This window comes from Peribacillus sp. TH14, assembly GCF_016651145.1.
Taxonomy (GTDB): Bacteria; Bacillota; Bacilli; order Bacillales; family DSM-1321; genus Peribacillus; species Peribacillus butanolivorans.
Genome location: NZ_JAEKEK010000001.1, coordinates 379,075 through 400,851 on the forward strand (window position 1 = coordinate 379,075; position 21,777 = coordinate 400,851).

Consider the following 21,777-nt stretch of genomic DNA (forward strand, 5'->3'; position numbering starts at 1 on the left):
AGTAAACTATTTACCAATGACCGTTGTCAATGGAATCCTTCTAGAGCTTTTATTCTTTATATCATGCTTAATAACAGTAAAATTTAGTAAAATCATTTCTTCAATATATTAAAACACATTTTTGGAAGCTTTTGTGAAATTTTTTTGGATAATTTTTGACCAATTTGTGTCGCATGAATTTTACTGTGTTTGCTGGTGTTTCATGTCTTTTATTAATAACATATATAGTCAGTTATTATCATCATCCCCCTAGGCTATATCTCTATTTTGCTCCTACTTAAAGATTTACACTCCCTTTATTTCTATCAAAGTCTCTTGTAACTTTCAACTATTTCAGGCGTTTTATTTAATAGGTATAATATTAACTGAACTTGTAAAATCATTCTATTTTGTGTAATATCAAGAAAGTTCGACAAATATTTATGCAATATCTTATGCTATTATTTAAGTATGAAATTTATGGAACTAACTAATTTGGCTCCAGAGAAAAAGGTGGGACTTCTAGTGAAATCGTCTCTTAAATGGTTTGCTGTTTTAACTACGATTGTAATGCTTTTCATCTTACTTGGTGGAGCTTTAGTCACTAAGACGGATTCCGGCATGGGATGTGGCAGGTCCTGGCCATTATGTAATGGTCAATTGATCCCTGACAAAATTACGCTTGAATTAGTTATTGAGTTTTCCCATCGACTTGTTTCAGGTGCTGGAGGATTCATGGTTTTAGTTTTATCTTATATGTCTTGGAGAAAAATAGGGCATATTCGTGAAGCACGCTTTTTATCTGTTATTTCTTTTAGTTTTCTAGTTCTTCAAGGGCTTATTGGAGCAGCAGCGGTTCTTTGGTCACAATCTGATTTCGTTCTGGCTCTCCATTTTGGTATATCACTAATCTCCTTTGCTTCTGTCTTTTTATTAACACTTTTGATTTTTGAAGTAGACAAGAAGTTCGAAGCTGAAAAACTTATAGTTGATAAGCGGATGAGATTTCATATTATTGGCATACTAATTTTCACCCTAATAGTCGTATATACGGGTGCACTTGTGAGACATACAGAATCTAGTTTAATCTGTAAGGATTGGCCTTTATGTGTAAATGACAGTCTTGCACTCCCTTCCAACCTATATGAATGGGTTCAGATGGGTCACAGAGCCATTGCTGGGGCATTATTCATTTGGGTATCTTACGTGTCATTTATTGCCCATAAATACTACAAACATCAAAAAGTAATATATGGCGGTTGGATTGCTGCATTCATTCTCGTTTTTTTACAAGTTACCGCTGGAGCCTTTATTATTTTTTCACGACAGAATTTATATATTGCATTGGCACATGCCTTATTCATAGCTTGCTTTTTTGGCGTAATGAGCTATTTAATGCTGCTGACTTCTAGAAGCAAAAAAAATGCATTAGCCGTTAAAAAAGGGAGTGCAACACATACCGTCAACGGACAGGATGAACAAGAAATAACACCAACCATACCCGCTCGTTAATGTCTGATTGTTCAATTAATAGATTCAAAAAAAGCCATCATTTCCTCAGAATGATGGCTTTTTTGTATAAGAAAGACAAATTCGATGTAACCAACTTAACCCAAAGGAGGGCATACAGCAGCTTGAAATCTCAAGGGTACTAATATGCCCAACTTCGATAACAATGTCCTTAGTCAGTGGTATTACTTAGTTATTTCAATCAATAAATCACCAGTACTAATCGCTTCACCATCTTTAACATAAATGTCTTTAATAGTCCCAGAGAATGGCGCCTGCACGGTTGTTTCCATTTTCATGGCTTCCGTAATTATTAGGTGATCACCCTGCTTAACTTGATCCCCTTTTTCGACGACAACACGAATTACCGTACCAGGCATTGTTGCACCGATTTGCTCTTTATTTTTTGAGTCTGCTTTCACTTTGGATTGAACAGAAGATTTAATGTTTTCATCCTTAATGATTACTTCACGAGATTGACCATTCAATTCAAAATACACAACACGAGTTCCATCAGCCAATGGTTGACCGATTGATACTAATTTAACGATAAGCGTTTTACCCTTTTCAATTTCAACTTCGATTTCTTCCCCTAATCTCATGCCATATAAGAAAGTGGCCGTATCAAGGTTTGAAACATCGCCGAACAATTCAATAGTTTTATTGTAATCTAAGAATACTTTTGGATATAGGGCATATGCAAGTACATCGAAATCTGTGACAGCACGTCCCAATTCCTTGAACAATTCTTCTTTTAAAGCGCCAAAATCTACGTCTTCCAACAATTCACCCGGTCTTACAGTAATAGGTTTTTTTCCTTTTAAGATAACTTCCTGAAGCTCTTTTGGGAATCCCCCAACCGGTTGACCCAAATAGCCTTCGAATAACTCTATTACGGAATCAGGGAAATCAATGGTTTGGCCTTTTGTAAGGACATCTTCTTCAGATAGGTTATTTTGCACCATAAATAAGGCCATGTCTCCTACAACTTTAGAAGAAGGCGTTACTTTAACGATATCTCCGAACATTGCATTAACGCGCTGATACATTTCTTTAACTTCATGCCAGCGTTCTCCTAGCCCTACCGCTTTAGCCTGCTGCTGCAGATTACTGTATTGACCACCAGGCATTTCATGTTTGTATACTTCAGTATGAGGTGCGTTCATTCCACTTTCGAAGTCATGATAAAATTTCCTGACTTCTCCCCAGTATTCGCCTAACCGCTCTAGTGAATCAACTTCCAATTTAGGCTGTCTGCTTGAGCCTTCTAATGCATATTGAAGCGTTTGTACACTTGGTTGTGAAGTCAATCCTGCTAGAGATCCAATCGCCGTATCAACAATATCCACGCCAGCTTCAATCGCTTTTGAATACATGTAAATTCCATTTCCGCTCGTATCATGAGAATGCAGATGGATTGGAAGGGAAGTTGTTTCTTTCAATTCTGATACCAGACGGTAAGCAGCATCCGGTTTCAGAAGTCCAGCCATATCCTTAATAGCTAAAATATGAGCACCGGCATGTTCTAACTCCAACGCCATATTTTTATAGTACTCGATATTATATTTGCTACGTGACGGATCATTTAAATCCCCAGTATAACAAATGGCCGCTTCAGCAATTTTACCCGATTGACGGACTGCATCTATCGCCACTTCCATACCTTTTACCCAGTTTAAACTGTCGAAGATCCGGAAAACATCAATTCCTGCATCCGCTGATTTCTCAACGAATTCGCGAATGACATTGTCAGGGTAATTTTTATAACCCACTGCATTTGAAGCCCTTAATAGCATTTGTAAAAGCACATTCGGTGCTTTTTTTCTAAAGCTTAATAGACGGTCCCATGGATCTTCTTTCAAGAACCGATAAGCTACATCGAAAGTTGCCCCGCCCCACATTTCCATAGAAAACAAATTAGGAAGAAGTTTCGCCGTAGGCTCAGCGATATCAAGAATATCTTTCGACCTAATTCTGGTTGCCAATAAAGATTGATGTGCATCACGGAAAGTCGTATCAGTAATCAATACCTCTTTCTGATCTTTAATCCAATTAACAAGCCCCTCTGCACCTTGTTGTTCCAGAATATTCTTCGTACCCGAGATAAGCGGCAGTCCGGCAACATTTGGAATTGGCGCTAAATCGAAAACAGGTTTTTTCTTTTTTTCCACTCCTGGGAATCCATTTACCGTAACATTACCGATATATGAAAGCATTTTTGTTCCACGGTCTTTTCTGACTGGGAAGGTAAATAGTTCCGGTGTTGAATCAATAAAGGAAGTATCGTATTCACCACTAATGAAATTCTCATGTTTTACAACATTTTCAAGGAATGGAATATTCGTTTTAATTCCACGAATCCTGAATTCCTTAAGGTTACGAACCATTTTTGATGCAGCCTGTTCAAATGAAAGCGCATGTGTCGAAAGTTTAACGAGAAGTGAATCATAATATGGTGTGATAACAGCCCCTTGGAACCCATTACCAGCGTCCAAACGAACACCAAAACCTCCACCAGAACGATACACCATCATTTTTCCAGTATCTGGCATAAAATTATTCAATGGATCCTCAGTTGTTACCCGTGACTGTATTGCAAAACCATGTGTTTTAATACCAGCTTGTTCAGGAATCCCAATCTTTTTGCCATGAAGTTCATGTCCTTCAGCAATCATGATTTGTGATTGAACAATATCGATACCTGTAATCATTTCAGTAATGGTATGCTCAACCTGTACCCTTGGATTGACTTCAATAAAGTAAAATTCACCATTTGCAACAAGGAATTCGACAGTACCCGCGTTGACATAGTCAATATTTTTTGACAATTTGACTGCTGCCTCACAAATTCTTTCACGTAAGTCCTCTGAAAGCGAAACAGAAGGTGCCACTTCTACAACTTTTTGATGACGTCTCTGAACAGAACAGTCACGTTCGTATAAATGCACGATATTCCCGTGAGTATCAGCCAAAATTTGAACTTCAATATGTTTTGGATTTTGAATAAATCTCTCTACATAGACTTCATCATTACCAAAGGCTGATTTGGCTTCAGATTTTGCGCGATCATAAGCCTCTTCAACATCTTCAACCTTCTCAACGATTCGCATTCCGCGCCCGCCGCCGCCTAGAGACGCTTTTATAATAATTGGAAAACCGTATTGTTCACCAAATTCTTTCACTTCTACCACACTTGTTACAGGACCTTCGCTACCCGGGATGACCGGAATATCAGCTAGTTCTGCTTGTGTTCTTGCTTTTACTTTGTCTCCAAACATATCTAGGTGCCTTGATTCTGGTCCAATGAAGATAATGCCTTCTTCTTCACAACGTTTAGCAAAATCAATGTTTTCTGAAAGGAAACCATAACCAGGATGAATCGCATCGACTCCGCTCATCTTAGCAATTGCAATAATACCTTCAATATCCAGGTATGCATCAATCGGCTTTTTGCCTTCCCCAACTAGGTATGCTTCATCCGCCTTATATCGATGGTAAGATCCATAATCTTCTTTTGAATAGATTGCAACTGTACTAATATCTAATTCCGTACACGCCCGAAAAATCCGAATCGCTATTTCTCCACGATTTGCCGCAAGTACTTTTTCTATACGTTTCACCATTGCTACCACCCTAATCAATATGTATTTTTATTGAATATATAGAAAAAAAGCGTGATAAACTTCACAACTTTTTATTCACACGTTTATTTCTCCAACAATGGAGACAGTCCTATTAAAATCGTCGTTCCTCAACATAATTATATTTCGATATATTTTTCAGTTATGCATTTATACGTTTCTGAAAAATAAATACACAAAAATAGAACTTTGCCAATTAGTTAAAATACATTGAAATTATTATAATATACTATCAATATGTTAACTTTGTATTTTTTCAACAATTAATATAACCATAATACTAAAATAAACTGAATACAATAAAAAAATAAAAAATTATGTATATTCGTATAAAAGCACAGGGATTTTCCGTCTTTTGACCCCTCAATATCTATAGTTCTAGAACTAAAGATTCAATACTGATTGAAGATCATCTTACAATCTGCACAAGTTTACTCCATTTTTCTATTTATGAAAAAAGAGTTCATCAACTAAAATGCGAATTCGAATATGTGGTGATAGATTTTCCCGAAATTATTTCTATTAACATTCCATACCCAATAAAAAAGCTCATTTTGAGCTTCAATCGCACTAATTAGTATAACACTATTGAATTATAGTATAACACTATTACCTAGTATTGTATATAAATAAAAAACTCAAACAATCATCGAGATTTGTTTGAGTTAGTATGTTTTGTATATTATTTTTTTAATGATGCTTCATGCAAAACTGACAATTGCTTTTCAAGAGTTTCCAAAAGGGACTTGCCCTCTGTATCCTCTACTAAGCCTAAACGTACGGCGAAATCAATTTCTCGTGATAGACCGAACATTTGTGTATCAAGTACCTCTTCGTATAAAGGACATTGAGGCATAGTGAGATTCTCCATTTGAACTTTTATCAGTTTTAGAATCTTGTCAGCATCTGCTTTTAATAAAGCATAAGCTTTTTCTCGATGATTGACAAGCATATCAGATGCCATGTTAAATCCCCCCGCTCAGAGCGATTATATCTTAACTTATCTTATCATTAAATTCTACCTTTTGTTGTGTGAAAAAGCAAGGACATTGACAAACAAATTGAATAATCCAAACACTGAAATAACACAATCAGCCTCTATACTCATAAACCCGGCAGTAGATATAATCACTATCCTAGATAATGTGACATTTCTTATATAATTGATTATACTTATATAAGAATGTTAGCAACAGAAAGGAATGAGATATTTGGAACCCATCGTGTTTATTAATGGAAAAGTGAAATATCCAATTACTCTAGATCCTGGAGTGTGGATTTTTGATGACCGTAAAATTGAAATCGATACATACTTCAATGCTGAGAGAGTTCAAGTCAATGAATTAGAAGAGTATACAATTGCAGCGTCCAAACATTGGCAAAAGGAAATTCAAGAGGGCGCTACCATGCCTCCTACATTAAAAACGGAACGAAAGTTTGAGAAGCAAAGATTGATGGAGGGGACTTTTGGCATTCCTTTTGAACCTTTTTTGAAAAACGCCGAACCTGAAACCGGTGTAACAGAAGTTATTGTTACAACTGATGAAAAAGAGCTTACATTTCCATTCGAAGTAGCGCTTGAATTTTTCCTTGGCTTTTCCAAGGATGGAAAGCCAATTAAAGTAACCGAGGGCGGACCTATGGAAATTTATTTTGGAGATGCCTCTAATATCAATAACCCAATTAAGAATGTACGATCTTTCACTGTTAAATAAAAGTACATGTACCATAGTTATAGAAGCCTGAATGCATTATTTAAAACGACAAGGGAAATTTCCCTTGCCGTTTTTTTATAAAAGTGTAGCAGCAAGCTGAGCTAAACCGGATCTTTCTCCTTTTATCAGTTTAACATGGCCAGCAATACGCTCGGTCTTGAATTTTTCTACAACGTAGGTCAAACCATTATTATATTCATCTAAATAAGGATGATCGATTTGCTCCGGATCCCCCATCAAAACAATTTTACTCCGCTCCCCTACTCTTGTTAATATGGTCTTCACTTCATGTTTCGTTAGATTCTGCGCTTCATCTATGATGATGAACTGATCCGGAATACTCCTACCCCTGATATAGGTTAAAGCTTCTACTTCAATCGAACTCATGCCAGCTAGAATTGCGTCCAATTCCCCTGGTTTTTTCGTATTGAACAAATATTGCAGATTATCAAAAATAGGTTGCATCCAAGGTCTAAGCTTCTCTTCTTTTTCCCCAGGTAAATAACCAATATCTTTACCGACCGGAACAATAGGCCTAGCTACTAGAAGCTTCTTATATTGAGATAAATCTTCTGTTTGCATCAATCCTGTTGCCAATGCCAATAGCGTTTTTCCTGTCCCAGCCTTACCAATAAGCGTCACAAGCTGAATGTCAGAACGAAGTAACAAATCAAGGGCCATCGTCTGTTGAACGTTTCTCGGCTTAATTCCCCAAATATGTTCTCCTTCATACATTAGTTTCTTAACATATCTGCAGTTCTCATCTACAATCCCAATCGCTGAGGCTGAACTTCCCAATGTATCCTTCATCAGCAAGAATTGATTAGGGTAGTATAAATCTTTTGTCAGTTCTTCAAGCTTAAGATGACTTTTTTCATAAAACTTATTCAGATTGTCAATCGACACAAAAACTTCTTTATGCCCTCCATAAATATGGTCCATTTCAACAACACGATCATTTAAAAAATCCTCCGCCTCAAGCCCTATCGCATCAGCTTTTACACGCACTAGAGTATCTTTACTGACAAGAATGACCGTCTTCCCATCTTCCTTTGTTTCTTCCTCTAAAGATAAATTTTTTGCAACTGCTAATATTCGATTATCATTTGTTTTCTCCACGAAAATTTCCTGAAGTTTATGAAATGAACGATGATTAAGTTCAATTCTTAAGCTACCTCCATTATGAAGCTGAATGCTTTGATGAAGCTTTCCTTTTTCACGAAAGCTATCGATCAATTTTGATACCTGCCTGGCATTTCTTCCGATTTCATCCATATACCTTTTTTTCGAATCCAATTCTTCTAAAACAACTGCTGGAATGACTACTTCATTATCTTCGAATGAGTAAATCGCATACGGATCCTGCAACAGGACATTCGTATCTAAAACATAGATTTTTTTCCCCAATATGACGCCTCCTGCCTGCTCTTTATCGGATATGTCTTACCATTGACTGCACTCAGCAGTTATGTAGCGGACGAGACTGTTGATAAAATATATGTTCCTTTGCATAAAGATAGAAGAACATTTACAGACTATAAAGAAAACTTCCTGCAAAGTGAGCTTTGATCATATGGAACACAGCAGGTTTACTGCAATTTATGCATCAGACTTAGTTGGAGTGGACAGGCTGTAATTAACGGAAAGGTAATTTCCTAAAAGGAGGATGGACATTTGCGGAAACTTATTTTATCTCTTGCTACTGTTCTGTTAATGACAGGCTGCTCGATGAATAATAATAATGAACAGTCACAAGATAACACAAAAAGTAATCTAACTAAAGTTAATAATTCGTCTGTTCAGGAAACGGATAGAAAAACTGGTCAGCAAACAGCAAAAAGACTCACTGGTCTGGCTAAATCCATTCCCGAGGTGAATGATGCCACTGCAGTCGTACTTGGCAAATATGCCATAGTCGGAATTGATATTGACCAAGACATTGAACGTTCACAGGTAGGAACGATTAAATACTCGGTTGGTGAAAGCTTCAAAAAAGATCCAAACGGAGCAAATGCTATCATCGTCGCTGATCCTGATATAAATGAACGAATTAGGGAGGTGGCTAAGGATATTAATAATGGCAAACCTGTAAGAGGAATACTAAATGAACTGGCTGACATCACCAGTCGAGTCATTCCTGAGGTTCCAGGTGATATTTTAACCCCAACGCCCACAAAAGTCATTGAAAACGAAAAGGCTAAACTTAAAGATAAAAAGGAAAGAAAACAGCTTGATGAGGAGCAAAATGATCAAGCTAATCACTATAAAGAGTAAATAACCCCAACCCGAAGAGACCTTCGGGTTTTTGTCTTTTATACAGTCATAACCTTAATAATGATTAGTCACTCACATGTAAGTTTCACTTTATCCTCGTTTTACCATAAAAATATTGGTATACTTAAAAGCATATTGAAATTGAAGTGAGGTTCAAATAATATGAAGGTTAAATGTGTAATATGTGATCAAATTGAATCTATACCAGATGATAGTCCAGAAGCAAAGAAACTTCGTAACCGTCCTATACATACCTATATGTGCAATACATGCAATCAACGCATAGAAGAGCGTACAAACGAACGGATTGCCACCGGGAATTTCCGTCTTTACCGCACTATCAAAAATGAAGATGAATGGTAAAACATTAAAAAAGGTCTGTTTGATTGGCCTGATTAATGGGATCATGCTCGGCTTCTTAATGAAGTGGATGGAAATGTATTCAGGAAAACAAGTGTATCAGCTTTTATTAAATGTAGATTTCCTTCCAGTAATCGGGGCAATCCCCTGGAGTGAGGCAACGTTGTTCTTTTTCCATCTCCTTGTCTCACTTACAATTACTTTTAGTTATGTATATATCCTTCATACTTGGAGCATATTTCGCAAATGGAAAACATACACACTTGCTATTTGCATCATCACTCCTGTGATTCTGCTTTATTTTCCATTATCCTTGCTTTCACAAACGGAAGTTGCCCATCCATTCGATCTGGCTGCTTTCTTTTTGTGGTCTCTCTTACATCTTATTTACGCGATATTTCTTCCAAAAGCAATATAAAAAGAACCGTGCGAAATTCGCACGGTTCTTTTTATCATCACTCAATATTTTTATACTTATCTGGTTCTAGTTGTATTTGATCCAACATAATATCAATCAATTCAATAGGAAAACGTTGCTTTTTCATTTCGTCTCCTATTAGAAATTCAACGAAATAAAAAGGTTCTATTTTTGAAACGGAATCAATGATTACTTGATGATCATTTTTCAGCATCTGCATGAAAAACATTTCTGTTTCGCGCGCAGCTGAATCATCAGGTCTTGCATCACAGACAACTCTAATCGTCAACCAATTGTATAAAGCATCTTGTAATGATTTCATCATCTTATGCCTGTTCTTCTTTTCTCGAATTATGAAGACGAATTCTATAAATCCCTAGAACAAGCGATGCGATGACTAATGCTTCCCCCATTGGCAGAAACACTGCAAAGAAAGAAAGAAGGGTACACCCAAGTGCCATTACCGCGTAAATAATCACATTTTTTAGCAAAGGTAACTTTTTGGCAAAACCTAGCTGATAGACAAGGATGCATAATCCAAAAATCGTTAAATATAAATACCACATTCCTGCTTCAGGATTTTCATCCACTCTGTACAAAGCTGCAAAAAATGATAATCGCTCTTGGATATCCAATCTTTTCTCCTCCTCTTGCTATTTATTTTTCTTCAACAGCAACTTTTTTTCTTTTAGCTGCTCTTTCACGTTCGTTTTTATCAAGAATCTTTTTACGAAGACGGATTGATTCCGGAGTTACTTCACAGTACTCATCGTCGTTCAAATACTCTAGAGCTTCTTCAAGAGACATAATTCTTGGTTTTTTCATTGAAGAAGTTTGGTCTTTATTAGCTGAACGCATATTTGTCATTTGTTTCGCTTTTACGATATTAACAGTCAAATCGCTATCACGGTTATGTTCTCCGACAATCATACCTTCATAAATATCCGTACCTGGCTCAACGAAAATGACACCGCGGTCTTCTACTTGCATCGTACCATATTGTGTAGTTTTTCCAGATTCCATTGATACAAGTACACCTTGACGTCTTCCACCGACTTGACCTTGGGCCATTGGTTGGTAGCTGTCAAATGAGTGGTTCATGATACCATAACCACGTGTAATTGTTAAGAACTCAGTAGAATAACCAATAAGTCCACGAGCTGGGATCGTGAATAGTAAACGAACTTGACCACTTCCGCTATTAGTCATATCTAACAATTCGCCTTTACGAGCTCCCATGGATTCCATGATAGAACCAGTGTGCTCTTCAGGTACATCGATTTGAACACGTTCAACTGGCTCACAACGCACTCCATCAATCAAACGAACGATAACTTCAGGTTTAGAAACTTGCAGTTCATAACCTTCACGTCTCATGTTTTCAATTAAGATAGAAAGGTGAAGCTCTCCACGACCGGAAACAACCCAGACATCTGGAGAATCTGTATTTTCAACTCTTAAGCTAACATCAGTTTGCAATTGGCTTTTCAAACGCTCTTCAATTTTACGAGCTGTTACGAATTTACCTTCACGGCCTGCGAATGGGCTGTTGTTTACAAGGAAAGTCATTTGTAATGTTGGCTCATCGATACGTAGAATTGGAAGGGCATCAGGATGTTCAATAGGACAAACTGTTTCCCCAACGTTAATATCTTCCATACCAGAAACAGCAATTAAATCACCGGCAACAGCTTCTTGGATTTCAACTTTTTTCAAGCCAATATAACCAAAGATTTTCGTTACACGGAATTGCTTAACTGATCCATCAAGTTTCATTAATGAAACTTGTTGACCTACATGCATTTTCCCACGGAATACACGGCCAACACCAATACGTCCTACATAATCATTGTAATCAAGTAAAGCCACTTGGAATTGAAGTGGTTCATCAGTGTTATCAATTGGTGCAGGGATCGTTTCGACGATTGTTTCGAATAATGGGGTCATGTCTTTTTCTTGTTTGGTAGGATCTGAATCCAAGCTTGCTGTACCAGCAATACCTGAAGTAAAGACAACAGGGAATTCTAATTGTTCTTCTTCAGCTCCAAGTTCGATGAATAAGTCAATTACTTCGTCCACAACTTCGTTTGGACGGGCAGAGTCTTTATCAATTTTATTCACGACAACGATTGGCGTTATTTTTTGTTCCAATGCTTTTTTCAACACGAAACGAGTTTGCGGCATACATCCTTCATATGCATCAACAACAAGTAAAACACCATCAACCATTTTCATGATCCGCTCTACTTCACCACCAAAGTCAGCATGACCAGGTGTATCCAAAATATTGATTCTTGTATCTTGGTATTGAACTGCTGTATTTTTCGCAAGAATCGTAATTCCGCGTTCTTTTTCAATAGCATTAGAATCCATCGCACGTTCTTCCACATGTTCATTTTCACGAAATGTACCAGATTGCTTAAGCAACTGATCCACTAAAGTTGTTTTACCATGGTCAACGTGGGCAATGATGGCTATATTACGAATATTTTCTCTTAATTTCAAAAAATTCACTCCTAAAAAAGTTTGTGTATAACGTATCACTAGTATTAACTTACATATTATATCACAAACATAGTAGAAACAAATACAGAAATTATGTACAATAGATATATTAGGGGTGATATTAATGAATATTAAATGGAATTTCTTAATATTAGCGATACTAGCAGCATCAAGTATTGGCTCTATAGGCATCTTTATTGCTGAAAAAAGCTTACTTGGAATCTTAGTCTGCAATCGTTGTACTTTGCGGGATTATGGGGTTTGGTTTTACTCAAAAGAAAAAATTACGCGAAGCAGGAAAGTTATAATATAAAAAACTCGCTGTAAACAGCGAGTTTTTTTTTGCTAATTTTTTCAAGTAAAATATATTCTCCACTCCCCTAAGTCTTTAGTCTTACTTTATCCATTTTAATATCCTTTTTGAACATTACCAATGACTTAGGCCAGGGGTATTAAAGGCTAGTATTACCTGTTAAATATTTCTCAAAAACCTCTTTGTGCAGTCCAGGCTTAGAGACAAATAATGAATCTCCCTCTAAAAAATCCAATTTTTTATCAGTTATATTGCTTACTTCTCCGCCCACTTCCTCAACCAGTAAAACTCCACCGGCAAAGTCCCAAGGCATAAGCCGCATAGTTATATAAGCATCTAGCCTGCCTGCAGCCACGTATGCTAACTCCAATGCTGCTGAGCCATATGAACGGGTCCCGCGCGCATCACGCACAAGCGGGGCTAGAAGACTCGGATCAATCCGGCGATTTTCCGTTACCCAGCTTGCATTCATGGAAAGGATGGCTTTGCTAACCGATACCTCTTTCAGCGGAGAGAGTCTTTGATCGTTCATAAATGCCCCCTCCCCTTTAATTACATGGTACAGTTCATCATTTACGACATCATAAACCATACCTATTTTCCCGATACCATCCTCATAAATCCCAAGAGAAATCGCAAAATTCCGCTGTTGATGAATAAAGTTCAATGTTCCATCAATTGGATCAAGAATCCACACCGTTCCTTTTAAATCTTTTATCTCATTACCTATTCCCTCTTCCCCAAATATACGATGTTCGGGAAAAGTTTCGGTAATTTTATCGCAAAAAAACGTTTCTATTGCCTTATCCATATTGGTAACCAAATCATTAGGATTCGTTTTAATTTCAATATTCAGCTTGGTTTCAAAGGACGCTCTCAGCTTCGACCCTGCTTCTTTCATCCATAATTTCGCATATGAATCCATTTCCTTAACCGATGCCATTATTATATCCCCGTCCTTTGTAATCAGAAACTACACTAACATGCTCTACTAAAGATTAAAGCAAATATATCAAGTCTTCAAGTTTTTAACATCATAAATTTACCAATTTTTAAAATACCTTTGAATAATAAGGGTTATTTAATTCACGATTCTTCACTCCATTTAAGCTTATAAGCTAATTATCCTCATGCATTTTTTGTATACTTTTGATAATTTTTTTCCTAATTAACAGGAAAGTAGTCCATTTTAAAAATCAAAGACCAGCTTTTACTACTATTTTGTTCATTTAACGAAAAACGGACACATTATTTTTTATAAAATAAGTGTCCGTTCATCATCTATAATAGAATTTCTTGTATTGAATTTGATTCATTTCGTTCATTAATTCTCCTTCACGATCTCTGCAGCTTTATCATTTTACAAGGCTTTAAGTTTTAGCAATTCTAACCGGATACGCTCAAGCCTTTGCTTGCATTGTGACCTCTTTTGATCATTCTCTTCACTAATTGCTTCAAAAAGGGTTGCTAATTCATAGTCCATTTCCATTCTTAACACTGCAGCTCTATGTCTTTCAACTTCTTTAGCTTTTAATGCTTGGTTCATGACTTGTTTCATAATTAACATTCTCCCTTCGTCAATTAACTTAATTTTCTGAATTTATTTTTATTTTATCATATGTCTTCCTACCACAAATAGCAACTAATTTGTTCTTTTAACTTAAAGGAATTTTTCGATAATGAACTAAATCGTTATTTTTCAATTATTACTTTTACTTATGCTACAATATGTGCAGATATTACGGTAGGAGAGATGATAATGAATATAGCAAGTTTTTCAGCTGATGATTTTAATGTTTTTAAAATTGATGGATTGGAACCGCGAATGGATGCCTTAAAAGAGCAGATCCAACCCAAGCTACAAGCACTTGGTGAGCACTTTTCACAACAATTATCTGTGATGACCGGCGAAGAGATGTTCCCTCATGTTGCTAAGCATGCTAGAAGGAAAGTAAACCCTCCTAACGACACTTGGGTTGCCTTTGCTGCCAACAGCCGAGGTTATAAAATGATGCCACATTTCCAAATTGGTTTGTGGGAAACACATATGTTCATTTGGTTCGCAGTCATTTATGAAGCTCCTAATAAAGTTGAAATCGGGAGGCATCTAGAGCAAAATGCGAAGCAATTCATAAAAAATATTCCCTCACATTATGTTTGGTCGATGGATCATACGAAACCTGAAGTAATCCCTCATGATGGCCTTTCGGTTGATGATTTGAATTCAATGTTTAATCGTTTGCAGACAGTAAAGAAAGCTGAAATTCTTTGCGGGATAAGAATTTCTCGCGAAGAAGCCATTCAATTAAATGATGATGATTTCATTAAAACCATTAATGATGCTTTTGAGCATCTTTTACCCTTATATAAATTAAAATAAACACATATTCCACGTATTGCATTGGAATTAATAGATGAATAGAGCATTCATACTTTAATATAAATAAAGAAAAGGGAGAGCCATTAAAGGCTCTCCTTTTCTTATTTTTGCACCAATTCTTTACTTGCTTGTATCAATTCACTTATTTGATTTTCTTTACCCGCTTCAAAGCATTCGATTATCTTGCTTCCGACGATGACACCATCGCAGGATTGCACCGTATTGCGGACATGATCTGGAGTAGAGATGCCAAATCCGGCAAGAACAGGAACAGGGCTTAGGTCTTTTACCTGTTTTAAATAGCCTCCGAGTTCTCCTCCAAAGGCATCACGGGTCCCCGTAATGCCCTTTACAGTCACAGCATAGATAAAACCCTCTGCCCCTGCCGTAATCTGAGTAATCCGTTCTCTAGAAGACGTGAGCGTCACGAGACGGATCAGTACAATCCCTGCAGTTTTTATAGTTGAAAAGACAGCTTCTTCTTCAATTGGCAAATCAGGGATGATACATCCGGCGATTCCTGCCTGAAGACAATCTTCTGTGAATTCTTTAAGGCCATATGCCATAATAGAATTTGCATACCCCATTAAAATGATTGGAATGTTTACATCCCCTTTGATTTCAGTCACTTTTTTTAGGATATCTTTTAAAGTTGTACCATTCTCCAAAGAACGGATTCCCGCCTGTTGGATAACCGGTCCATCAGCAACAGGGTCAGAGAATGGGATACCTAATTCGACAGCTGTTGCCCCGCTTTTTTCAAGGAATATAAGTTGGCTCTTTAGCCGTTCAAGACCGCCATCTCCTGCCATAATGTAAGGAATAAATGCTTTTTCTCCCCTAGATTCACATTCCTGCAGCGCTTTTGTTAATTTATTCATGTTCGCTACCCCCTAATATAGATTGGACCGTTTCAACATCCTTATCGCCACGGCCAGATAAGCAAATTACCAAGCCTGTCCCTTTCTCCATTTCTTTGGCAAGTTTTAAACCGTAGGAGATGGCATGTGAACTTTCCAATGCAGGTATGATCCCTTCTTCCTTTGAAAGCAAAACGAGAGCTTCTAGGGCTTCTTGATCGGTAACTGAAGTATATGTCACACGATTTGTATCTTTTAGAAAACTGTGTTCCGGTCCAACCCCCGGATAATCTAACCCTGCTGAAATCGAATGTGCCTCCTGAATCTGGCCATCTTCGTTCTGCAATACATACATGAATGCCCCATGAAGCACCCCTGGCTTTCCTTTTGTTAAGCTTGAAGCATGTAACGGTGTATCAAGACCATGACCTGCTGCTTCTACTCCATATAATTTAACCGTTTCATCCTCAATGAATGGATAAAACATACCCATTGCATTGCTGCCACCGCCTATGCAAGCGACTATGGCATCAGGAAGGGCATGTACCACTTCGGAATACTGACGCTTCGTTTCCTTGCCAATCACGCTTTGAAAATCGCGTACAATAACAGGGAATGGATGCGGCCCAAGGACTGACCCCATAATATAATGAGTGTCTTCCACATTAGCTACCCAGTACCGTAACGCCTCATTGACTGCATCCTTTAGTGTCCCGCTTCCTTGTGATACAGATATAACCTTGGCACCCAGAAGTTCCATCCGGAAAACATTTAATTTCTGTCTCCTGATATCTTCCTCTCCCATAAAAATGATGCACTCTAACTTCAGCAAAGCACAAACTGTCGCCGTTGCCACTCCATGCTGTCCTGCACCTGTTTCGGCAATGACTTTTTTCTTGCCCATTTTCTGTGTTAACAAAGCCTGACCAATCGTATTATTGATTTTATGGGCACCCGTATGATTTAGGTCCTCACGCTTCAGATAAATATCGGCACCACCAGCAAGTTTCGTTAAATTTTCTGAAAAATAAAGGGGCGTTTCACGGCCAATATATTGAGTAAGGTAGTAATTCAGTTGCTTTTGGAATTCTGGATCTTTTTTTGATTGTTCATATACTTCTTCAAGCTCTGTTATTGCCGCCATTAAGGTTTCCGGAACGAAACGGCCACCATATGCTCCAAAATGACCAGTTTGGTCGGGCTGTGTATAAGTACTCATCTATTTATTCCTCTTTTCCGGCTGTATTTTTCGCCTTAGTAATAAAAGCTTTTATTTTTGCAGCATCCTTTAATCCATTTGTTTCGACACCACTCGCTACGTCAACTGCGAATGGTGATACGGCAGTAATCGCTTTTCCGACATTTTCTGAAGTCAATCCTCCAGCTAGAAAAATTTTCTCCTTTGGTAAGCCCGCTTTACGAAGCATATCCCAATCCAAAGTCATTCCCTTACCAGAATTTCCTTTAGGAAGATCTACTAGTAGAAAATCAGCCGGATAATCGTGAAGGCTTTCAAGATCTTTCTCTGACTGGATGGCAAAGGCCTTAATAACCGGGAGAGGCATTCTCTCAGCAAAACTGGCAGACTCGTTACCATGTAGCTGAATATAATCCAATCCGGCAATTTCAGCACTTCGTATCACTTCTTGTTCGGTTTGATTAGCAAACACTCCGACTTTTTTTACGTGTGCAGGGAGATTCCCTGCTATTTCACATACTATTTCGGGATGAACTTTCCGGCTACTTTCTGCAAAAATGAACCCAATAAAGTCTGCACCGAATGTTACAGCTGTCTGAGCCGCTGCTAATGTCTTTATCCCACAAATTTTTACAAACATATTAATCTCCTTATAAACTCATTTGCAGTTCTGCCATCGTATTTGGAAGGTTAGGAGATATCATTAATGTTTCTCCAACTAAAATGCCCCTCGCCCCTGCTTCCCTCACACGCTGTACGTCTTCTTTTGTCTTGATTCCACTTTCGCTGATAATGATGTGACGTTTTGGATCAAGTAGCTTCGCAAGTCGTTCCGTAACCGCCAAATCCACTTCGAATGTTTTTAAATTTCGATTGTTAATACCTATCAGCTCTGCATTAAGCTCAAGTGCTTGCTTTAACTCGGCTTCATCATGGACTTCTGTTAATACATCAAGCCCTTTATGTTTTGCATATTGATATAAATCATGAAGGCGTTCTTTTGAAAGAGCTGCCACAATTAATAGAATGATAGTCGCACCAGCTTGATAGGCACGGTCGATTTGAATTTCATCAATGATGAAATCTTTACATAACCTTGGAATTTGTATAGCCTGGCTCACGTTTTTTAAATCGGCAATTGACCCTTTAAAGAAGACCTCATCCGTCAATATCGATATGGCTGCGGCTCCACCTTTTTCGTAAGAAAGAGCCTGCTCGATTGGATCGACATTCATTTTAATGTCTCCTTTTGATGGGGATGCTCGTTTAATTTCCGCGATAACCGCGATTGATTTCGCCGTTTTCAATTTTTCTACAAGAGAAGGTCTGACTGTATTGATCATTTCCCCATCATCTAAACCCATTTCTTTTAACTGTGCTACTTCTACTTTTTTCTGTTCAATAATTTTCGTTAAAATATTATCCATTTACATTACCACCTTATTTCTGTTGCCATAGGCAATTAGATTTTCTAATTTTTTAAGAGCCGATCCGCTGTCCAGACTTTCTTCCGCCAAGGTAATTCCTTTTTTGATCGTCGCTGCCGTTCCATGGGCGTATAAACCCAAACCTGCATTCAATAAAACGGTGTCACGATATGCACCTTTTTCTCCTTTTAAGAGACGGAGCATAATATCAGCATTTTCTTTTGCATCACCGCCACGGATTGCGTCATTTCCGTAAATCGGCAAATCCACTTCCTCAGGATGGAGTGTAAAAGGGATAATATCCCCTTGCTCCAGAAGCACGAGTGAATTTTCTCCCTGTAGGCTGGCTTCATCCATAAAACCTGCACCATTGATGACAACCGCACGTGTTCTGCCTAATTTATGAAGTACTTCTGCAAATAGCTCGAGCATATCACGGCGGTTAATACCTAATAATTGTGTATCGAGCTGAACGGGATTCGTTAATGGTCCTATCAGATTAAATATTGTCGGGATTTTCAATTCTTTTCTCACTTTCATGATTCGGGCAATATTAGGGTGTACAGAAGGGGCAAATAAGAAAGTGATTCCATTTTCCTCTAACAGTTCTTTCATCATTTCTGGTTCTAAGAACAAATTAACACCGAGCTCTTCCAAAACATCTGCACTTCCTGTTTTACTTGAAATGCTGCGGTTTCCATGTTTGGCAACCTTAACACCTGCACCAGCCAGCACGAAGGCTGAAGCGGTACTAATATTGAAGCTTTGTGAGCCATCTCCACCAGTTCCGCAATTATCCATCACATTAAGGCAGTTTGTTTTCACACTTCTTGCTTCTTTTCTCATGACTCGGACAAGGCTTGCAATTTCACCTGCCGTTTCACCTTTTGCTTTTAGAGCAATAATGAAAGCCGCCATCTCGCTTTCCGTAATATCTGTAGAAAATAACGCTTGGGCTGCTATACTCATCTCATCTTCCGTCAATGTTTGACGCTCTGCTAACTTTTCTAAATACTCCTTCACTACTAACTCCCCCAATTGTTTTTTGTGATTATAAAATGGATTCTTTCTTCTCTAATTGATATGTCTCGGCAATCTTATAAAATTCATGTAATAGTTCCTTACCGATTTTCGTTCCAATAGATTCAGGGTGGAATTGTAAACCGTAAAGCGGATAATCTTGATGTTTTAAAGCCATGATTTCTCCATCATCCACTGCGCTCGCCGTAACAGTTAATTCATTAGGTAAGCTTTCCCTTTCAACTACTAAGGAATGGTAACGCATCACTGGAAATTGTGGATTCTGATTGACAAATACCCCTGTTCCGTCATGTTCGATAACCGATGTTTTGCCGTGCATGATATATTTGGCCCCAATCACATTTGCCCCAAAGGTTGCACCAATAGCCTGATGACCAAGGCAAATACCTAAAAGCGGAAGCTTCTTATAAAAAGAACGTATGATTTCCATGCTAATTCCAGCATCTTCTGGACGGCCTGGCCCTGGTGAAATAACGATTGCCTTAGGATTCATTTCCTCAATTTCAGCAATGGTGATTTCGTCATTTCTTTTCACGATGATTTCTTTTTCTACTTCCCCTAAATATTGATAAAGGTTATAAGTAAACGAGTCATAGTTATCAATTAATAAAATCATTTTGTGTTAACCTCCATGAGCGCTCGTGCTTTATTTTGTGTTTCCTCATATTCTGTTTTTGGATCTGAATCATATACAATTCCTGCTCCGGCCTGTACATACGCACTGCCATCTTTTATGATCATCGTCCGGATTGCAAGAGCCATATCTAGATCTCCACCAAAACCGATAAATCCTATTGCCCCTGAATAGATCCCGCGTTTACAATTTTCAAGTTCGTTAATCAACTCCATTGCCCTAATTTTAGGGGCTCCTGAGACAGTACCTGCAGGAAGACATACCGTTAATGCATCTAAACTCGTGAATCCTTCCTTAAGTTCTCCGCTAATCTTTGAGGCAATATGCATGACATGTTGATATCTTTGAATTTCCATTTCCTCGGTAAGGTGGATTGAGCCTATTTCACAAACCCTCCCAAGATCATTTCTTCCGAGATCAACAAGCATTCTATGTTCAGCGAGTTCTTTTTCATCCATCAGCAGGCTTTTTTCCATGCCTTTATCTTCTTCATCCGTCTTCCCTCTTGGTCGTGTACCGGCAATGGGGTTAACATGAACCATTCCTGCTGAAACACTGATCAAACTTTCAGGGGAGGAACCTATAATAGTATAGTCACCAAATTCGATATAAAACATATAGGGAGATGGGTTGGCTAAGCGGAGACGGCGGTAAGCATCGAAAGGCTCTCCATCAAAGTCGGCCTGAAACCTTTGTGACAAGACGACTTGGAAAACTTCACCTGCCACAATCGCTTCCTTTACTTCAAGTACCATTTTCTCGAATTCATCCTGGCTGAAATTAGAATTAAATTCTAAAGATTCTGACGATATTTCCTTTGAGGGTTTACTAGGCCGATTGATTTTCTCCTTCATTCCCATTAGGCTTACTTCGCTATCCTCTTCCGCAGTCAAAAGATGAATCTTTTGAAGTACATGATCAAATATATACAGTTCCTTAAAGAAAAGGAAATGAGCATCCGGCATTTGAAGAGAATCAGGTGGCACCGGACCGATGTTTTCATAAAGACGAATAATATCATAGCCCATATACCCGATTGCCCCACCATTAAATGGCGGAAGATGAACTGGGGAATCTTCTATTTCTACCAACAATTGATTTTTCAGAAATTCAATGATATTGATGTTCCTTACGAGTTTCTCACCTGTATTAGAATCCTTCACATATACTTGATTACCTAATGACGTCACCTCCAAATATGGGTTTGATCCTAGATAGGAGTAGCGACCATTATCATGATGTGAATTCGAACTTTCCAATAAAAACTTCTTTTCTTCATCCAATTTTTGAAAAATGGCAATCGGTGTATGAATATCCCCTTCAATCGTTTCCATTTTGAAACGGAGTATCTTTTTTTCATCCAAATGATTCATCTAATATTACCTCCTAATTTTCAATCCAATAATGAAAACTTCCGATTGCTATACCTTTAGGCAAACATATTCGGAGTTGTGTTTATATTTTTTCTCTAAAATCTTTCTCCAGTTCATCTTCACAATAATTGTAAATGCATAAAAAAAGCC

At 37.8% G+C, this 21,777-nt stretch carries 22 protein-coding genes; 7 read left to right on the plus strand and 15 right to left on the minus strand.

Annotated elements, in window-relative coordinates; translation table 11 throughout:
* Positions 1 to 504: 504 nt before the first annotated feature.
* Positions 505 to 1,491 carry a COX15/CtaA family protein gene (locus tag JFU50_RS01965; RefSeq protein ID WP_201221502.1) on the plus strand — a complete coding sequence of 329 codons (987 nt, stop codon included), beginning with the start codon at positions 505 to 507 and terminating at the stop codon, positions 1,489 to 1,491.
* Positions 1,492 to 1,673: 182 nt separating this feature from the next.
* Here JFU50_RS01965 and pyc read toward each other — a convergent pair whose 3' ends face one another.
* Together pyc and JFU50_RS01975 are read right to left on the minus strand one after the other, a co-directional pair.
* Complete coding sequence (gene pyc, locus JFU50_RS01970; RefSeq protein ID WP_201221504.1) at positions 1,674 to 5,111, minus strand: pyruvate carboxylase; 3,438 nt, start codon at positions 5,109 to 5,111, stop codon at positions 1,674 to 1,676.
* 700 nt (positions 5,112 to 5,811) lie between these two features.
* Positions 5,812 to 6,093 (minus strand): YlaN family protein, encoded by a 282-nt coding sequence (locus tag JFU50_RS01975; protein WP_053345198.1) that lies wholly within the window; start codon positions 6,091 to 6,093, stop codon positions 5,812 to 5,814.
* Positions 6,094 to 6,340: 247 nt separating this feature from the next.
* Here JFU50_RS01975 and JFU50_RS01980 point away from each other — a divergent pair, with 247 nt between their 5' ends.
* Complete coding sequence (locus tag JFU50_RS01980) at positions 6,341 to 6,844, plus strand: peptidyl-prolyl cis-trans isomerase (RefSeq protein WP_201181581.1); 504 nt, start codon at positions 6,341 to 6,343, stop codon at positions 6,842 to 6,844.
* Between the two features lie 75 nt (positions 6,845 to 6,919).
* Here the strand turns inward: JFU50_RS01980 and JFU50_RS01985 are convergent, their stop codons facing one another.
* The gene (locus JFU50_RS01985) at positions 6,920 to 8,251 is read right to left on the minus strand and encodes a PhoH family protein (RefSeq protein WP_053345196.1); all 1,332 of its coding nucleotides are present in this window, start codon (positions 8,249 to 8,251) and stop codon (positions 6,920 to 6,922) included.
* A 267-nt stretch (positions 8,252 to 8,518) separates the two neighbouring features.
* On the opposite strand from JFU50_RS01985, the gene JFU50_RS01990 reads away from it, so the two are divergent.
* The 3 genes from JFU50_RS01990 (at position 8,519) to JFU50_RS02000 (ending at position 9,896) form a co-directional block, all read left to right on the plus strand.
* A complete protein-coding gene (locus tag JFU50_RS01990; RefSeq protein WP_201221506.1) occupies positions 8,519 to 9,118 on the plus strand; it encodes a YhcN/YlaJ family sporulation lipoprotein in 600 nt (199 codons plus the stop codon).
* Positions 9,119 to 9,280: 162 nt separating this feature from the next.
* On the plus strand, positions 9,281 to 9,481 hold the full coding sequence (locus tag JFU50_RS01995; RefSeq protein WP_072272690.1) for a YlaI family protein: 201 nt from the start codon (positions 9,281 to 9,283) through the stop codon (positions 9,479 to 9,481).
* Entirely contained in the window at positions 9,465 to 9,896 is a 432-nt protein-coding gene (locus tag JFU50_RS02000) for a hypothetical protein (RefSeq protein ID WP_201221508.1), read from the plus strand. Before JFU50_RS01995 ends, JFU50_RS02000 begins: the two co-directional genes overlap by 17 nt.
* A 37-nt stretch (positions 9,897 to 9,933) precedes the next feature.
* Here the strand turns inward: JFU50_RS02000 and JFU50_RS02005 are convergent, their stop codons facing one another.
* From JFU50_RS02005 to typA, 3 genes are read right to left on the minus strand one after another with little or no spacing between them, the layout of a single operon-like run.
* A complete protein-coding gene (locus JFU50_RS02005) occupies positions 9,934 to 10,218 on the minus strand; it encodes a hypothetical protein (protein ID WP_053348008.1) in 285 nt (94 codons plus the stop codon).
* A 4-nt stretch (positions 10,219 to 10,222) separates the two neighbouring features.
* Positions 10,223 to 10,531 (minus strand): YlaH-like family protein, encoded by a 309-nt coding sequence (locus JFU50_RS02010; RefSeq protein ID WP_053345193.1) that lies wholly within the window; start codon positions 10,529 to 10,531, stop codon positions 10,223 to 10,225.
* A gap of 22 nt (positions 10,532 to 10,553) precedes the next feature.
* The gene (gene typA / locus JFU50_RS02015) at positions 10,554 to 12,401 is read right to left on the minus strand and encodes a translational GTPase TypA (RefSeq protein ID WP_201221511.1); all 1,848 of its coding nucleotides are present in this window, start codon (positions 12,399 to 12,401) and stop codon (positions 10,554 to 10,556) included.
* Between the two features lie 124 nt (positions 12,402 to 12,525).
* Between typA and JFU50_RS02020 the strand changes: the two genes are divergently transcribed.
* Complete coding sequence (locus tag JFU50_RS02020) at positions 12,526 to 12,714, plus strand: DUF5325 family protein (protein WP_446728106.1); 189 nt, start codon at positions 12,526 to 12,528, stop codon at positions 12,712 to 12,714.
* Between the two features lie 139 nt (positions 12,715 to 12,853).
* Here the strand turns inward: JFU50_RS02020 and JFU50_RS02025 are convergent, their stop codons facing one another.
* Positions 12,854 to 13,657 (minus strand): inositol monophosphatase family protein, encoded by an 804-nt coding sequence (locus tag JFU50_RS02025; RefSeq protein WP_201221513.1) that lies wholly within the window; start codon positions 13,655 to 13,657, stop codon positions 12,854 to 12,856.
* Between the two features lie 417 nt (positions 13,658 to 14,074).
* Entirely contained in the window at positions 14,075 to 14,272 is a 198-nt protein-coding gene (locus JFU50_RS02030) for a hypothetical protein (protein ID WP_053345189.1), read from the minus strand.
* A 201-nt stretch (positions 14,273 to 14,473) separates the two neighbouring features.
* On the opposite strand from JFU50_RS02030, the gene JFU50_RS02035 reads away from it, so the two are divergent.
* Complete coding sequence (locus JFU50_RS02035) at positions 14,474 to 15,094, plus strand: YktB family protein (RefSeq protein ID WP_201221515.1); 621 nt, start codon at positions 14,474 to 14,476, stop codon at positions 15,092 to 15,094.
* A gap of 101 nt (positions 15,095 to 15,195) precedes the next feature.
* Here JFU50_RS02035 and trpA read toward each other — a convergent pair whose 3' ends face one another.
* Genes trpA through trpE form a run of 7 tightly spaced genes read right to left on the minus strand, consistent with a single transcriptional unit; the run spans position 15,196 to position 21,627 of the window.
* On the minus strand, positions 15,196 to 15,975 hold the full coding sequence (gene trpA, locus JFU50_RS02040) for a tryptophan synthase subunit alpha (RefSeq protein WP_053345187.1): 780 nt from the start codon (positions 15,973 to 15,975) through the stop codon (positions 15,196 to 15,198).
* The gene (trpB, locus tag JFU50_RS02045) at positions 15,968 to 17,173 is read right to left on the minus strand and encodes a tryptophan synthase subunit beta (protein ID WP_053345186.1); all 1,206 of its coding nucleotides are present in this window, start codon (positions 17,171 to 17,173) and stop codon (positions 15,968 to 15,970) included. The genes trpA and trpB overlap by 8 nt, the downstream gene beginning before the upstream one ends.
* A 4-nt stretch (positions 17,174 to 17,177) precedes the next feature.
* A complete protein-coding gene (locus JFU50_RS02050) occupies positions 17,178 to 17,792 on the minus strand; it encodes a phosphoribosylanthranilate isomerase (RefSeq protein ID WP_057213461.1) in 615 nt (204 codons plus the stop codon).
* 10 nt (positions 17,793 to 17,802) lie between these two features.
* On the minus strand, positions 17,803 to 18,579 hold the full coding sequence (gene trpC / locus JFU50_RS02055) for an indole-3-glycerol phosphate synthase TrpC (protein WP_201181595.1): 777 nt from the start codon (positions 18,577 to 18,579) through the stop codon (positions 17,803 to 17,805).
* Positions 18,580 to 19,602: an anthranilate phosphoribosyltransferase gene (gene trpD, locus JFU50_RS02060; RefSeq protein WP_201181597.1), complete on the minus strand. Its 1,023-nt coding sequence runs from the start codon at positions 19,600 to 19,602 to the stop codon at positions 18,580 to 18,582. It abuts the gene before it with no gap.
* A gap of 28 nt (positions 19,603 to 19,630) precedes the next feature.
* On the minus strand, positions 19,631 to 20,236 hold the full coding sequence (locus tag JFU50_RS02065; protein ID WP_201181598.1) for an anthranilate synthase component II: 606 nt from the start codon (positions 20,234 to 20,236) through the stop codon (positions 19,631 to 19,633).
* A complete protein-coding gene (gene trpE / locus JFU50_RS02070; RefSeq protein ID WP_201221517.1) occupies positions 20,233 to 21,627 on the minus strand; it encodes an anthranilate synthase component I in 1,395 nt (464 codons plus the stop codon). Before trpE ends, JFU50_RS02065 begins: the two co-directional genes overlap by 4 nt.
* Positions 21,628 to 21,777 lie beyond the last annotated feature (150 nt).

Excerpts from the sequence above, each read along its gene's own strand:
- trpA (WP_053345187.1), bottom strand. The coding sequence starts at position 15,975 with ATGAATAAATTAACAAAAGCGCTGCAGGAATGTGAATCTAGGGGAGAA.
- JFU50_RS02030 (WP_053345189.1), bottom strand. The coding sequence starts at position 14,272 with ATGAAACAAGTCATGAACCAAGCATTAAAAGCTAAAGAAGTTGAAAGA.
- trpB (WP_053345186.1), bottom strand. The coding sequence starts at position 17,173 with ATGAGTACTTATACACAGCCCGACCAAACTGGTCATTTTGGAGCATAT.
- trpC (WP_201181595.1), bottom strand. The coding sequence starts at position 18,579 with ATGGATAATATTTTAACGAAAATTATTGAACAGAAAAAAGTAGAAGTA.
- pyc (WP_201221504.1), bottom strand. The coding sequence starts at position 5,111 with ATGGTGAAACGTATAGAAAAAGTACTTGCGGCAAATCGTGGAGAAATA.
- JFU50_RS02065 (WP_201181598.1), bottom strand. The coding sequence starts at position 20,236 with ATGATTTTATTAATTGATAACTATGACTCGTTTACTTATAACCTTTAT.
- JFU50_RS02050 (WP_057213461.1), bottom strand. The coding sequence starts at position 17,792 with ATGTTTGTAAAAATTTGTGGGATAAAGACATTAGCAGCGGCTCAGACA.
- JFU50_RS02035 (WP_201221515.1), top strand. The coding sequence starts at position 14,474 with ATGAATATAGCAAGTTTTTCAGCTGATGATTTTAATGTTTTTAAAATT.
- JFU50_RS01995 (WP_072272690.1), top strand. The coding sequence starts at position 9,281 with ATGAAGGTTAAATGTGTAATATGTGATCAAATTGAATCTATACCAGAT.
- JFU50_RS02020 (WP_446728106.1), top strand. The coding sequence starts at position 12,526 with ATGAATATTAAATGGAATTTCTTAATATTAGCGATACTAGCAGCATCA.
- JFU50_RS01975 (WP_053345198.1), bottom strand. The coding sequence starts at position 6,093 with ATGGCATCTGATATGCTTGTCAATCATCGAGAAAAAGCTTATGCTTTA.
- JFU50_RS02025 (WP_201221513.1), bottom strand. The coding sequence starts at position 13,657 with ATGGCATCGGTTAAGGAAATGGATTCATATGCGAAATTATGGATGAAA.
- trpE (WP_201221517.1), bottom strand. The coding sequence starts at position 21,627 with ATGAATCATTTGGATGAAAAAAAGATACTCCGTTTCAAAATGGAAACG.
- JFU50_RS02005 (WP_053348008.1), bottom strand. The coding sequence starts at position 10,218 with ATGAAATCATTACAAGATGCTTTATACAATTGGTTGACGATTAGAGTT.
- JFU50_RS02000 (WP_201221508.1), top strand. The coding sequence starts at position 9,465 with ATGAAGATGAATGGTAAAACATTAAAAAAGGTCTGTTTGATTGGCCTG.